Source organism: Maribacter luteus (genome assembly GCF_009674825.1).
Taxonomy (GTDB): Bacteria; Bacteroidota; Bacteroidia; order Flavobacteriales; family Flavobacteriaceae; genus Maribacter_A; species Maribacter_A luteus.
This window is the reverse complement of sequence record NZ_WKJH01000001.1, coordinates 667,304-681,064: the sequence shown is the minus strand read 5'-3', so window position 1 is coordinate 681,064 and position 13,761 is coordinate 667,304. Positions and strand designations below refer to the sequence as shown.

Sequence of the window (13,761 nt, the reverse complement as noted above, 5' to 3'; positions counted from 1 at the left end):
TAATTTTCAATCCTTTAAAATCCTTGTAATACGCTGGGAAATACCGGTAACCAACTCATATGAAATGGTGTGGGCAAAAGCTGCGAATTGATCGGCATTTGGTTTTTTCCCGAAAATGACGACCTCGTCCCCTTCTTGGCATTCAATATCGGTCACATCGATCATAATCATATCCATACATACATTTCCGATTATCGGGGCCATTTTTCCATTAACATTCACAAAGGCCTTGCCGTTGCCGTATTGTCTGCCTATACCGTCTGCATGTCCTAAAGGAAGTGTTGCCGTAATGGTATACTTGTCCGAAGAATAAGCCCTGTTGTACCCCACACTTTCGTTGGGTGCTATTTTATGAATCTGGGATATCACTGTTTTCAATGTAACAACAGGTTGTAACAGCTGATCTATATCGGGGTCATTTCCAAATCCATAAAGTCCTATTCCACTACGCACCATATCAAACTGGGCTTCGATGTAATTTATGATTCCCGAAGTATTGAGTATGTGTTTTATAGGGCTATAACCTAATTTTTCTTCAAATTCTTGAATTCTTTTTTTGAAAGCCCTTATTTGTTTTAGGGTGAATTCCTTTTCGTTCAAGTCCTCGGTAGCGGCCAAATGCGAGAAGAAAGATGTGACTTTGATTTCGTCCCTATCCTTTATACATGCCATAATTTCATCGATTCCATCGACTGAGAACCCCAAACGGTTTAGGCCGGTATTGAATTTTATATGTACGGGATAATCCACTTGGTTGTTACGTTTAGCAGCTTCCAAGAATTCTCGTAAGACTTTTTGGGAATATAAACTCGGTTCAAGGTAATTCTCAATGAGCTTATTAAAATGTATGGTTTGCGGATGTAGAACCAAGATAGGTTTGGTAATTCCAGCTTTACGCAAGGCAATTCCTTCCTTAACATAGGCCACTGCAAAATAATCAACTCCCAAGGTTTCTAGTTTTTTTGCAATGCTACCGGCTTCTGAACCGTAGGCATAGGCTTTTACTACAGCTAAAAATTTCGTTTTTGGTTCTAATCGGGAGCGTAGGTAGTGGTAATTATGTTCAAGGGCGCCTAAATCTATCTCCAGCAAGGTTTCAGAGGTCTTCGGCATTCGTATTTCTTTTGATTTTACTAATTTCCTCTGCGTCAACATCTATATCCCTTACCCTTTCCTTTAACATGGCTTTGTAGTAGGCGGCCCTGCTCAAAGGCTCATATTCGTCTGTTTCCCCGAGCATTACAAGATCTTCACTACTTGCCTTTCTAAAGCTATAGTTGGCAAGGTTTCCCGTCCTAGTGCAAATAGCATGTACTTTGGTCACATATTCGGCAGTGGCCATTAAAGCGGGCATGGGGCCGAACGGATTTCCTTTAAAGTCCATATCTAGGCCAGCTACGATTACCCGGACTCCTTTGTTGGCAAGATCGTTACAGACCGAAACGATTTCGTCATCAAAAAATTGGGCTTCATCAATGCCGATAACATCACAGGTATCGGCCAAAATACGGATATTGGCGGCTGCAGGTACGGGAGTAGAGCGTATTTCATTGGCGTCATGGGAAACGACCATCTCTTCATCGTACCGTGTGTCTATCATGGGTTTAAAGATTTCAACCTTCTGTCTGGCAAACTGTGCGCGCTTTAATCGACGAATCAATTCCTCGGTCTTACCGGAGAACATAGAGCCACAGATAACCTCTATCCACCCGAATTGTTCTTTATGATTAACGGTATTTTCGAGAAACATTTTGTAATTTTAAGACGAAAATAAGGTGTTTTTTCGTTGTACATAAACAGAAGTATAAAGATATTTAAAAAAGACCCACTTTTTTTCCAAAAGAAAATAAAAGATGAAAAGAAAATTGAAAGAGGAATTGATTAATATGTCCAAGGACATAATCGGTTCCAACGATTTAAATGAAATAGGCCAAATGTATGAGGCCGCAAAAAACCTTTATGAGAAACTGGCGGTGTTGAAATTCATTGAGGAAGAATTACATGATATTGAAATTGACGTTACTAAAAATGTGATTGCAGCCAAGTTCGAATCAATGGCCAATGCAGTTTTGAATGCCAACTCCTCGGTTCCCGAAAGTAATCCGCATGAAGAAGACATCATTATACCAGGAATGCAAACAATAAAGGATATGGTCTCCGAAATGCCTAATTCTGCAGTTGTTGACGAAGTTCTACAAGAATTTATGTCGAAACCCAACCTTATGAAAAATGATAAGGAATTGTTTTCCCCTGCGGCGGAAACCGATGCCCAAAAGGAAACAAAAGCGAAATCCCTGAACGATAAATTGGCCGAAAAAGAATTAAAGATCGATTTGAATAATCGATTGGCTTTCGTGAAACATCTTTTCAATGATAGTACCGAAGATTATAATCGTGTGTTGTCCCAATTGAATACGATCGATACGGAAGAGAGAAGTATTGCGTTTATCAAGAACATGGTTAAACCCGACTATAATAATTGGGAAGGTAAAGAGGAATATGAGGAACGTTTTATGGCCCTCATAGCCCGGAAGTTTTCTTAATTCGTATTCTTAAAAATTTTAATTTGGCCGAAAGTCGTTAATGCGACTTTCGGCTACTTACTTTTAATGCATGGGCAAATTATATATAGTACCAACACCGATCGGAAACCTTGAGGACATCACTTTACGTGCCATCCGCATTTTAAAGGAAGTTACATTGATCTTGGCCGAGGATACCCGGACCAGCGGAAAGTTATTGCACCATTTTGAGATCCATACCCCAATGCAAAGCCACCATATGCATAATGAGCATAAAACGGTGGAAAATCTTGTAAAACGATTGAAAAACGGTCTGGAAGACATTGCCTTGATTTCAGATGCGGGAACTCCGGCTATTTCCGACCCTGGGTTTCTATTGACCAGGGCTTGTTTGGAAAATGGTATTGAGGTTGAATGCCTTCCCGGGGCAACGGCTTTTGTCCCAGCACTAGTGAACAGTGGGTTGCCCAATGATCGATTTGTATTTGAGGGTTTCTTACCTGTGAAAAAGGGAAGACAGACCCGATTAAAGTTATTGGCCGAGGAATCACGGACGATGATATTTTATGAATCACCACATAAATTGGTAAAGACATTGACCCATTTTATGGAATATTTTGGGGAAAACAGGTTGATTTCCGTTTCTCGCGAATTGACCAAACTTTATGAAGAAACGATTAGAGGAACGGTAAAGGAAGTTTTAAACCATTATACCGACAAACCACCCAAAGGAGAAATAGTAATCGTGGTCTCCGGAAAAAAATAAATGCAAAAACTACTATCTGAAATTAGAGGTTGTAAGGTCTGTAAAGAACATTTACCCTTAGGGCCAAGACCTATTGTTACAGCGCATCAAAATTCAAAAATTGTGATTATTGGTCAGGCTCCGGGCACAAAAGTGCATAAAACAGGCGTGCCTTGGGATGACCCAAGTGGTGAACAACTGCGCAAGTGGTTGGGTATTTCGGATGAAGTTTTTTATGATGCCTCGAAAATTGCTTTGATCCCAATGGGTTTTTGTTATCCGGGAAAAGGGAAGTCTGGCGATTTACCTCCACGGCCCGAATGTGCACCCCTATGGCACAAACCTTTACTCTCGAAAATGCCGAATGTGGAATTAGTCATATTGATCGGTAGGTATGCCCAAAATTATTATCTGGGAAAGGCCGCTAAAAAAACGCTCACTGAAACAGTAAAGGCTTATAAAAGCTACCTTCCTGATTATTTTCCTATACCACATCCTTCGCCAAGGAATAGATTTTGGCTTGCCAAAAACCCTTGGTTTGAAGAACGAGTGATTCCTGTGTTGAAAAAACGAGTTGCAGATATAGTTTAGGAAGAGTTATTTAGTAGACCCCACCTCCATGCTTCCCTTTTTCCCAACCATGTTTACCCAAGTATTGATCACCACTTTCAATCGCTCCTTCTTCGATTGAAGTACCCATTGAATCGTTCCAGCGGTTGAGGTATCCAAATAGGGAAATTACGCCAAGCATTTCAACAATTTCACCCTCGTCCCAGTATTCGTATAGCCGTTCTTTTATCTCCGCATTAACAGTATTGGGTACTTGGGAAGCCGCTAAAGAAAAGTCCAGAGCAGCTCTTTCAGCCTCAGAAAATGCTGCGTGTGTTCTATACTCCCAAATATTGTCCAATTGTTCTTGCTCTGCCCCATAACGCTCTGCGGCCCTAATAGCATGGGCCTGGCAGTAACGACAGCCCGCAGCATTACTACTCACCCATGCGATCATGCGTTTTAAAGCTGAGGTAACCCTACCGTCATTGGCCATAACCGCTTTGTTCAAATTGATAAAGGCTTTGGAAATAGCCGGTCTATGTTGCATGGTCAAAACGGAATTGGGGCAAAAGCCCAAGGTCTCGTTAAAGAACTCGGCTAGCTTTTTGGTCTCTGGGTCATGCTGGGGGTCAAGGGGTGTTACTAGGGCCATATTTATGTTTTAAATTTGTATTTTTAGAGAAACCCTATTTTGAAAACATAGTAAAAAGGAATTCAAATGGGGCCTGAATTAATCCACTACAAGGTAGTGCCTTATTTCTTTTATCTTAATTTTATCCCTCACAAGAAACGAAAAATTATGAGTACAACAAATCATATAACCACCAAATGGGTGGGCGGAATGGCATTTGAAAGTAACAATCCCTCAGGGCTTGATCTACGGATCGATGCAGGTCCTGAATCAGGAGGTGAAGGCAGTGGGTATCGTCCCAAAGCCTTGATGTTATCCGCTTTGGCAGGGTGTTCTGGCTTGGATGTTGCTTCACTGATAAAAAAAATGAAATTGAAGGTCGATGATTTTCAGATCGAGACCATTGCCAATTTGACCGATGAGCATCCTAAGTATTATGATGCGGTTACGGTAGAGTATCATTTTCATGGGAAGGAATTGGATGAGAAAAAACTGCAACGGGCCGTTGACCTGTCCGTCGAAAAATATTGTGGTGTAATGGAGATGTTTCGACAATTTGCCAAGTTAGAGATAAAAACGATATTTCATTCTTAGGGCAATCCTGTAATTGGCATAAATCCATTCTCTAAACTCAACTAACAATATGCGCTGGACAATTAAAGCAAAACCAGAACAACGACAAATAGAGGAACTTGCACATGCATTGAAGGTTGATAGGCTGGTAGCTGAATTGTTACTGCAACGGGGAATTACGAATTACAAAGAAGCAAAAAAATTCTTTAGGCCTCAACTATCCGATCTACATGATCCCTTTTTAATGAAAGACATGGATATTGCCGTTGCCCGAATAGAGCAAGCCATACAGAATAATGAGAACATACTTGTTTTTGGCGATTATGATGTAGATGGTACTACAGCTGTCGCTTTAATGTCGTCGTACCTTTTAAGTTTCTATCCGAATGTAGCAACCTATATTCCCGATAGGTACGAGGAAGGTTATGGGGTTTCCTATAAGGGAATAGATTTTGCCGAGGACAACGGCTTTTCTTTGATCATTGCTTTGGACTGTGGGGTCAAGGCAATCGATAAGGTGGCATACGCAAAAGAAAAGCATGTGGATTTTATTATCTGTGACCATCATAGGCCGGGTAAGGACTTACCAAATGCCGTTGCGGTTTTGGACCCAAAAAGAGAGGATTGCCAATATCCTTACGATGAATTATGCGGTTGTGGCGTCGGTTTTAAACTTATTCAAGCTTTAGGTTCACATCGGGGGGAAACAATTGATGATTTAATCTATTACCTTGATTTAGTGGCTACTGCGATAGGTGCTGATATCGTTCCGATAACTGGGGAGAATCGAACATTGGCTTTTTATGGACTCAAAGTTATCAATCAACAACCTAGGATAGGGTTTAAGGCCATTATAGACCAAGTTAAAAAAGAGTCGTTGACCATTACCGATGTGGTGTTCATAATTGCGCCCAGAATTAATGCCGCAGGTAGAATGAAGCACGGTCAACATGCGGTAAATTTACTTACCGAAACAGACATGGACCAAGCTCGGATATTTGCTGCTGAGATTGAAAAATTCAATACCGACCGTCGCGGATTGGATCAGGAGATTACCCAAGAAGCATTGGTACAGATAGCGGAAAACAAAGAACAAGAACGATTTACCTCTGTTGTCTACAAAGAAACTTGGCACAAAGGTGTTATTGGTATTGTAGCTTCCAGACTTACGGAAACGTATTACCGGCCAACGTTGGTATTTACCAAAAGTGGCGATAAGTTAGCGGCATCGGCTAGATCGGTAAAAGGTTTTGATGTCTACAATGCCTTGGAAAGCTGTTCCGATTGTATTGAGCAATTTGGTGGTCATAAATATGCTGCAGGATTAACACTGTTGGAAGAACAATTTGAAGCGTTTAAATCCCAGTTCGAAAAGGTGGTGAAAGAAACAATTGAACCACAATTACTTACTCCGGAAATTACGGTGGATACTAAAATTACGTTACAGGATATTACCCCCAAACTGATGCGTATTTTAAAACAGTTCGCACCATTTGGACCGGGAAATATGGCACCTGTTTTTATGTCGGAAAATCTAATTGATACCGGTTATGCCAAAGGCGTAGGGCAAGATGGGGCACATCTTAAAGTACAGGTAATCCAAGGTAACAGTCAAAAGATTGGGGGCATCGGTTTTAATTTAGGTGATAAACTATCATTGGTAACGGGTAGAAAGCCTTTTGATGCCGTTTTTTCGATAGATGAAAATGAATGGCAAGGGAACATAAGCCTCCAATTAAAATTAAAGGATATTAAATGAGAATAGAACATCTGGCCATTTGGGTAAAGGATTTGGATGCAATGAAGAGGTTTTACGTAACTTATTTTGATGCCGTTCCCGGAGAAATGTACCATAACCCCAAAAAGGACTTCAATTCATATTTCTTAAGCTTTAAGGAAGGTGGTTCCCGATTGGAATTGATGCATAGACCGGACATTGCCGTTAGACAAAATGAAAACATCGAATTTATGGGAATTACCCATTTTGCGATATCGGTCGGTTCAAAGGGTAAAGTGGATGCCTTGACCGATAGGTTGAGAAATTCAGGATTCAAAATAGTTGGAGAGCCTAGAACCACGGGCGATGGTTATTATGAAAGCGTGGTCCTAGATCCGGAAAAAAACAGAATTGAAATTACAGAATAAGCCGTTATAATTTTGTCAATGGATCCGTATGCAGCGTTAAGAATTAAAGAGTTCAATATATTTTTGGGAGCCCGTTTTGCCATGGTTTTTGCATGGGCCATGCAATTTATCGTCATAGAATGGCAGGTTTATTCATTGACCAAGGATCCGTTATCCCTAGGGATTATAGGGTTAATGGAAGTGATACCCGCCGTTTCCATGGCTTTGTTCGCGGGCCATATCGTTGATCAAAAAGAAAAGAGGAACTTATTGGTTAAATGTCTTTTAGGTTTTTCCGTAATTAGTCTGGGTCTTTTTATTTTAAGTTGGCCCGATCTGTCTACAAAGGTTACTTCCAGGACTATTCTTTGGTCTATTTATGTTTTGGTTTTTTTGGGCGGAATAGTCCGGGCATTTTTAGGTCCCACCATATTCTCGTTAATGGCTTTGATCGTACCCAAGAAGTTATATCCCAATGCCGCTACATGGAGCAGTACAACTTGGCAATTGGCATCTGTTCTGGGACCTGCCACAGCAGGTTTTTCCATTGCGTTGATCGGTGTGCATTGGTCTATGTGCCTTATATTCCTTTGCACAATAATTGCCTTATTGGCCATTTCACAGATTTCACGAAAACCGATTTTGAACCCTAAAATCGGGGAGCCTGTTTTTCAAAGTTTAAAAGAAGGGATTCAATTCGTATTTAAGACAAAGGCTATTTTAGGGGCATTGACCCTTGATATGATCGCAGTACTTTTTGGCGGCGCCATCGCACTTCTTCCAATTTACGCACAAGATATTCTTAATGTAGGTGCTGAAGGATTCGGTATTCTTAGGGCTGCACCGGCTGTGGGTGCAGCATTGACCATGGTGGGTTCAACACGTTTTCCTTTGTATAAAAATGCAGGTAAAAAGTTATTGTTGGCTATTTTCCTTTTCGGAGTATGTATTATTGTTTTCGGATTGTCTACTTCGTTTTGGTTATCGGTGGGCGCTTTATTTATGAGTGGTGCCGTAGACGGCATATCCATGATCATTAGACAGACTATCCTTCAATTAAAAACACCGGACAATATGAGGGGAAGGGTGGCATCGGTGAATTCTATGTTCGTAGGATCATCAAATGAACTCGGAGCTTTTGAAAGTGGGGCAACCGCAAAACTTATGGGAACTGTGACTGCTGTGGTTTTTGGAGGTTGTATGACCATATTAACGGTTGGGATCACCACCTTGGCCTTGCCATCATTTAGGAGATTGGATCTACGGAAGGATGTTGACGAACATGCCGTGACCGAATAAGCTAGTATTTTTCCAGAGAAAACCGTTCACCGTCAAAAACACCATAAGTGAAAAAAGATAACCAATCCCCAAGGTTTATATATTTCGATTTTTCGTTCAGATTTATTTCCAGAGGTAGGTGGCGATGTCCGAAAACAAAATAATCGTAATGCTCTTGCTCTAATTTTCGTTTGCAATATTGGACCAACCATTCTTTGTCTTCCCCAAGGAATTTAACGTCCTCATCACCTGAAATCAATTTGTTCCTTACCGAAAGGTATTGACCCAAGCGTACGCCCAAATCAGGATGCAACCATTTAAAAAACCATTTCGCCACAGGATTGGTAAATACCTTTTTCATACGTTTAAACCCAAGGTCATCAGGTCCTAGACCATCACCATGGCCAATGAACACTTTGGATCCATTAAACATGAATTGTTGGGGTTTGTGATAAACCGGAATATTCAATTCTTCCTCAAAGTAACCATTCATCCAAAGGTCGTGGTTCCCTACAAAATAGAATACGGGAATGCCCGAATCCGTTATTTCGGCCAATTTGCCCAATGTTCGGGTAAATCCCTTGGGGACAACGGTTTTATATTCAAACCAGAAATCAAAAAGATCACCCACTAGAAATATGGCCGCTGCATCTTTCTTGACAACATCTAGCCAAGCCACGAATTTCTTTTCGCGTAACAAACTTTTTTCCATGGTAGGTGCTCCTAGATGGTTGTCACTTGCGAAGTAGACCTTTTTGCCTTTGGGGATGTTGATAGATTTCATTGATGTCGTAAATATAGGAAAATCCCTTTGGCCGTCTAATTGTCAGAAGCGTACCACTCTGCATAAGAAGTTTCGGTTTCCTGAAGTTTTAAAGAGTGTAGTTTTATGGTTTCAGGAAGCCTGGCCTTAATTTTTTCAGCAAAATCGATGACCATATTCTCACTTGTTGGTTGGTAATCCGCTAAGATTACATTATGATCTCGACGCATTAATTCCTTGGCCAATTCCAGATGTGGTGTGTTTTTATTGAAAATGGTGGCGTGGTCAAAAGGATCCACGATTTCTTCTTTTACGATTTTCTTTAAATCGCCAAAATCAATGACCATTCCCAATTTAACATGGGAAGTATCAGTAATCGGGGTGCCGATTACCGTTACGGAGAGTTTATAACTATGGCCGTGTACATTTCTGCATTTACCATCATACCCATATAAAGCATGGCCTGATTCAAAAGTGAATTGCTTGGTTATTCTAATATTGCTCATTGCTATGAATTACGGCGCGAAGTTAATCAATATCAAACATATTTTTCCTTCATAAGAGAATTGATTCGGCACAATCAAGAAATAAGTTTTTAAATTATTCTAGCTTGAAATATTCATCCCAAACGACGGTTTCCCCAGTTTCTGCTGCGTGTTTGGCAGCTTCTAAAATTTGCACCACGATCAAATTGTTTTCCATGGACGCCAGATCATATCTTTTGAGTGGAAAATCTTCCCGTACCAATTTTGAAAAATAAGCAAACGGATCGTGCATTCCTTTTAGGAGGGGTAATGCTTTCAATGATTTTGGGCCGTCTTTCACATTGGTCATAAATTGCATATCTTCATTATTTTGGCAAAATACGTAACCATTTTTTCCATAGACGGTCATATCCTTTCTTCCATATGTCCAGTTCCATGAAGCCTGTATCACTACTTGGGTCTTGGGGTAGGTCAAAACAATGATTGCATCATCTTCTACATTGGGGTATATGTCAGGTTTGGTTTGTTGGGTTACGCAGGTTACCGTTTTGGGCGTTTCCCCTTTTATTATGTAGGTGGCAATGTTTGCGCCATAGCACCCGAAATCGGGCAAGGCACCACCACCGTTCAATACGGGGTCGGTCAACCATTCTAGGAATTCTTTACTACAGCCGATTTCTTTGGGTCCCGGGTGGCCGGTATTAAAGACTATTTTTGAGATGTCCCCTATGGTATTGCCTTCTTCAATAATATCAAAAGCCTTGGCATTACTGGCATACCAGGAAGTCTCGTAATTGGTCATTAAATGTATTTTGTGTTTTTTTGCCAATGTCATCATTTTCTTGGCATGGGCAACATTTACGGCCAGAGGTTTTTCGACCATAATATGTATTCCCTTTGGAGCAAAAAATTCGACCACTTCTAAATGCCCATGAATATCGTTAAACGCCATTACGGCTTCTGGTTTCACTTCCTGCATCATCGTTGTCATGGATTTATATACTAAATCCATTGAAAAACCATACTGTTTGTGATAACGTGCAACTAACGTTTCGTTGGGTTCAACAATACCCACTATCTCAATATCCCCGATATTTTCCCTACCTAGAACCCAATGCACGTGATCATGGGTCAATCCTATTATCGCAACTTTAAGTGGTTTGGAATCGGCATTGCCCAAAGTGTTTTTTACATTATTTTTTGGTAAAATAAAACTGGATGAAACTAAAAATAGGATATAAGGAATTATTTTTAAGAATAAGCTGTGAGGTTGCATGGGTATTAAATTATAGGTGAATTCAAATATACTGAAGTATTAAGGAAACCTAACCTTTTTATACTGCTACCTCAACCCCTACTGTATAATAAATAACTACCACCGAGAATCAAAAAAGGGGCTGCGATCATAAAGCAAATAACACTCCACCGGTATAGCCCCCAAAAGGAAATGGTCTTAACGTTTTCGATATTCTTGGGGTCATAGGTGATTTTTATCCTCTCCCCGATTTTATATGGCGCTGGGTAAGAGCTTATAGAACTTATATAAGTATGTTTAACCTGTGATCGGTCCAAAAACTCGAAAACCGGTTTGTACATGGTGTTATTTTCGCTTTGTGTCTCGATAAAATCAATTACTGTGGCCGTGGTTCTTATACCTTTGGCCAATAATCGCTGGGATTGGAGGTATTGTGAATAAGCCAAATAGGATAATGATGCACCTATCAATAAAAGAAATGAATAGAAAATCACCCATATGGCATTTGGGTTCGTGGTCATGACCAGTAGTATTATAAAAAAGGATTACCTTTTGTATTTTCTTCTAGAACGAATACGGTTAACAAAATAGGCGACTACAACAAATAAAGCCAATAAAGGAAAAACAAGGTTGCCGTTTAAGAAATTCAATAGTTCCATGTTTATATTTTTTGTTAATAGAACGGAATGGATATAGGTTTATTATTTCTTGTATTTGGATAGTGCATTTACCGTAAATTCGGATAATACCAGTGATCCGGAAATTGCAGCCCTTTCGGAAAGAAGTTTATCCCAGTGCTCGGTGTTTTCCCAAAGTGTTTTTTTCCATTTATACAATGCCTCAGGATTGTAGTTGGATAATTGTTGGGTAAAAAAATCGATTTCTTTGTCCATTTCCTTTATAGAATCGAATACCTTGGCGAACAATCCTTTTTCTTTGGCCCAGTAGGCATTTTGCCATTCGGTAGGGGCCAATGATAACTCGGATAAGCCAGCGGTCCCTATTTTTCTTTGAACGGCAGGGGCAATTACCAATGGTGCTATACCAATGGTCAATTCTGACAATCTAATAGAAGCATCTACAGAGGCAAAAACATAGTCACATGCCGCTGCTAGACCAACTCCGCCACCAACGGTTTTTCCTTGGACTCGACCAACAATTACCTTATTGCACGTACGCATGGCGTTGATGACATGGGCAAAACCGCTAAAGAAAGTTTTACCTTCTTCCATGTTACCTATGGCCGTCAATTCCTCAAAGGATGCGCCGCCACAAAAGGCACGTTTACCTTCTGATCGAAGTATGATTACGGAAATGTCTTTATTTTCGGATAATTTGTTGATTTCATCGGCAAGACGGTTCAATAATTCGGTAACGAAAGAATTACCGGCCGGATGGCCAAACTCAACTGTTGCTACCTTATTATCAATGGTAGTATATAAGCTTCCGTTTTCCCTGTTAGTGGTCATATATTATAATTTTAATCAAAATTAGGTGTTTTGCAATAACGGGCGAAACTTTCTTCTAAACTTCCAAACCAACGCACCACCACGGATGGCCATCCATACGGTAAGGGCAATCCAAATGCCATGTAGGCCCCAATGGGCGTATTTGGTCAAAAATAGGGTTGGCACAAAACCTAGAAATGTTGCCGTTAACAGTACGTTCCTAAGATATTTCATTTCTCCCAAACCTTTAAAAACGCCGTCAAAAACAAAAGCTACGGTATTCATGGGGAGCCCTAGGATAACGATAAAAAAGATACTGTAGAATGTTTTAAGCACAGCCGTCTCATTTGAGAAAATATGGCCTATAGGTTTGTAGAAAAGGAAACCGATGAGCATTAAAAGAATGCTTACAATTCCCCCATAGATCATTATTTTCTTGGCTAGTTGCCATAGTCCTTTAAAATCCTTGGCCCCTAACAACCTGCCTCCCATAATATTTCCGGCTGCACCGTATCCATCAATAAAAAAGGCAGAAAATAGCCAAAGGTTAATGGCAATGGTATGCGCACCTATATATTTGTCACCAAGTGCCGTTGCTTCCCTTACCGCTAATATAAGGGCAACATTCAGGGCTATTGCTCGGATAAAGAGGTTTAGGCTCATGATAATCAATCGGTTCAATTCCTTATGAAGGGGAAATTGGACCTTTAGGCTTATATCGGTTTTAGAAATTAAGAGGAAAAAAGCCATGATTGCCATTATCGCTTGTGCAATTAAGCTGGCATATGCGGCACCTTTAAGATACATGGGGGAAATTATACCTTCAATACCATATACGAGTAAAAAGTCCAAACCAATATTTAGTATAGCACCCACTATGGCGATCAACATGGGATAATACGTGTTTTGTAATCCTCGGAATATCCCCATTACCGCAAAAACGAACAAGGTTAAAGGGAAACCCCAAACACGAATGGAATAATAAGAGATACAATACTCGAGTATTTTTCCGGAAGCATTCAGGAATACAAATATTTCTTCGATAATGAATATGGTAGATAATAGAACGATGATACTCAACGAAATATTCAAAAAAATGGCCTGTGCGGGTAAGGTCTTGACATTTTCGAGTTCTCCGGCTCCCAAATATTGGGAAATAATGGCAGAAATGGCACTACGGGTTTGGCCTAATATCCAAATGAGCATAGAAAGAAAGGAACCGACAATACCAGCTGCGGCCAGTGATTCCAATCCGTCTACAGGAATGTTCCCAACAATGGCGGTATCGGTGATTGACAGAATGGGCTCGGCGATTCCTGCGATAGTTGCCGGAATTGCCAATTTGTTTATGGTTTTAAAACTTACGACTGTTTTCAAAGTATTGT

At 40.4% G+C, this 13,761-nt stretch carries 16 protein-coding genes; 7 read left to right on the top strand and 9 right to left on the bottom strand.

Going from position 1 to position 13,761, the window contains the following annotated elements; genetic code table 11:
• Window positions 1–6: 6 nt before the first annotated feature.
• Both alr and GJ691_RS02820 read right to left on the bottom strand, forming a co-directional pair.
• On the bottom strand, window positions 7–1,113 hold the full coding sequence (alr, locus tag GJ691_RS02825; protein ID WP_154363518.1) for an alanine racemase: 1,107 nt from the start codon (window positions 1,111–1,113) through the stop codon (window positions 7–9).
• Complete coding sequence (locus tag GJ691_RS02820) at window positions 1,097–1,750, bottom strand: thymidine kinase (protein WP_154363516.1); 654 nt, start codon at window positions 1,748–1,750, stop codon at window positions 1,097–1,099. Before GJ691_RS02820 ends, alr begins: the two co-directional genes overlap by 17 nt.
• A 103-nt stretch (window positions 1,751–1,853) precedes the next feature.
• On the opposite strand from GJ691_RS02820, the gene GJ691_RS02815 reads away from it, so the two are divergent.
• From GJ691_RS02815 to GJ691_RS02805, 3 genes are all read left to right on the top strand, one after another.
• A complete protein-coding gene (locus GJ691_RS02815; protein WP_154363514.1) occupies window positions 1,854–2,543 on the top strand; it encodes a hypothetical protein in 690 nt (229 codons plus the stop codon).
• 70 nt (window positions 2,544–2,613) lie between these two features.
• Window positions 2,614–3,288 carry a 16S rRNA (cytidine(1402)-2'-O)-methyltransferase gene (rsmI, locus tag GJ691_RS02810; protein ID WP_154363512.1) on the top strand — a complete coding sequence of 225 codons (675 nt, stop codon included), beginning with the start codon at window positions 2,614–2,616 and terminating at the stop codon, window positions 3,286–3,288.
• Complete coding sequence (locus GJ691_RS02805) at window positions 3,289–3,858, top strand: uracil-DNA glycosylase family protein (RefSeq protein WP_154363510.1); 570 nt, start codon at window positions 3,289–3,291, stop codon at window positions 3,856–3,858.
• 10 nt (window positions 3,859–3,868) lie between these two features.
• Here GJ691_RS02805 and GJ691_RS02800 read toward each other — a convergent pair whose 3' ends face one another.
• Window positions 3,869–4,471: a carboxymuconolactone decarboxylase family protein gene (locus GJ691_RS02800; RefSeq protein WP_154363508.1), complete on the bottom strand. Its 603-nt coding sequence runs from the start codon at window positions 4,469–4,471 to the stop codon at window positions 3,869–3,871.
• Window positions 4,472–4,618: 147 nt separating this feature from the next.
• On the opposite strand from GJ691_RS02800, the gene GJ691_RS02795 reads away from it, so the two are divergent.
• Genes GJ691_RS02795 through GJ691_RS02780 form a run of 4 tightly spaced genes read left to right on the top strand, consistent with a single transcriptional unit; the run spans window position 4,619 to window position 8,446 of the window.
• Window positions 4,619–5,044: an OsmC family protein gene (locus GJ691_RS02795; RefSeq protein WP_154363505.1), complete on the top strand. Its 426-nt coding sequence runs from the start codon at window positions 4,619–4,621 to the stop codon at window positions 5,042–5,044.
• A gap of 49 nt (window positions 5,045–5,093) precedes the next feature.
• Window positions 5,094–6,782: a single-stranded-DNA-specific exonuclease RecJ gene (gene recJ / locus GJ691_RS02790; protein WP_154363503.1), complete on the top strand. Its 1,689-nt coding sequence runs from the start codon at window positions 5,094–5,096 to the stop codon at window positions 6,780–6,782.
• The gene (locus GJ691_RS02785; protein ID WP_154363502.1) at window positions 6,779–7,168 is read left to right on the top strand and encodes a VOC family protein; all 390 of its coding nucleotides are present in this window, start codon (window positions 6,779–6,781) and stop codon (window positions 7,166–7,168) included. The genes recJ and GJ691_RS02785 overlap by 4 nt, the downstream gene beginning before the upstream one ends.
• 18 nt (window positions 7,169–7,186) lie before the next feature.
• The gene (locus GJ691_RS02780) at window positions 7,187–8,446 is read left to right on the top strand and encodes an MFS transporter (protein ID WP_154363501.1); all 1,260 of its coding nucleotides are present in this window, start codon (window positions 7,187–7,189) and stop codon (window positions 8,444–8,446) included.
• Between the two features lies 1 nt (window position 8,447).
• Here GJ691_RS02780 and GJ691_RS02775 read toward each other — a convergent pair whose 3' ends face one another.
• From GJ691_RS02775 to GJ691_RS02750, 6 genes are all read right to left on the bottom strand, one after another.
• On the bottom strand, window positions 8,448–9,209 hold the full coding sequence (locus tag GJ691_RS02775) for a UDP-2,3-diacylglucosamine diphosphatase (RefSeq protein ID WP_154363500.1): 762 nt from the start codon (window positions 9,207–9,209) through the stop codon (window positions 8,448–8,450).
• Window positions 9,210–9,244: 35 nt separating this feature from the next.
• The gene (locus GJ691_RS02770; protein ID WP_154363499.1) at window positions 9,245–9,694 is read right to left on the bottom strand and encodes a 6-pyruvoyl trahydropterin synthase family protein; all 450 of its coding nucleotides are present in this window, start codon (window positions 9,692–9,694) and stop codon (window positions 9,245–9,247) included.
• A 94-nt stretch (window positions 9,695–9,788) separates the two neighbouring features.
• Window positions 9,789–10,949, bottom strand: a complete 1,161-nt coding sequence (locus GJ691_RS02765; protein ID WP_154363498.1) for a Gfo/Idh/MocA family protein — start codon at window positions 10,947–10,949, stop codon at window positions 9,789–9,791.
• Window positions 10,950–11,020: 71 nt separating this feature from the next.
• On the bottom strand, window positions 11,021–11,449 hold the full coding sequence (locus GJ691_RS02760; RefSeq protein ID WP_154363496.1) for a DUF3592 domain-containing protein: 429 nt from the start codon (window positions 11,447–11,449) through the stop codon (window positions 11,021–11,023).
• A gap of 180 nt (window positions 11,450–11,629) precedes the next feature.
• Window positions 11,630–12,397 carry an enoyl-CoA hydratase/isomerase family protein gene (locus GJ691_RS02755; RefSeq protein ID WP_154363494.1) on the bottom strand — a complete coding sequence of 256 codons (768 nt, stop codon included), beginning with the start codon at window positions 12,395–12,397 and terminating at the stop codon, window positions 11,630–11,632.
• A 21-nt stretch (window positions 12,398–12,418) separates the two neighbouring features.
• The gene (locus GJ691_RS02750) at window positions 12,419–13,753 is read right to left on the bottom strand and encodes an MATE family efflux transporter (protein WP_154363492.1); all 1,335 of its coding nucleotides are present in this window, start codon (window positions 13,751–13,753) and stop codon (window positions 12,419–12,421) included.
• Window positions 13,754–13,761: the final 8 nt, after the last annotated feature.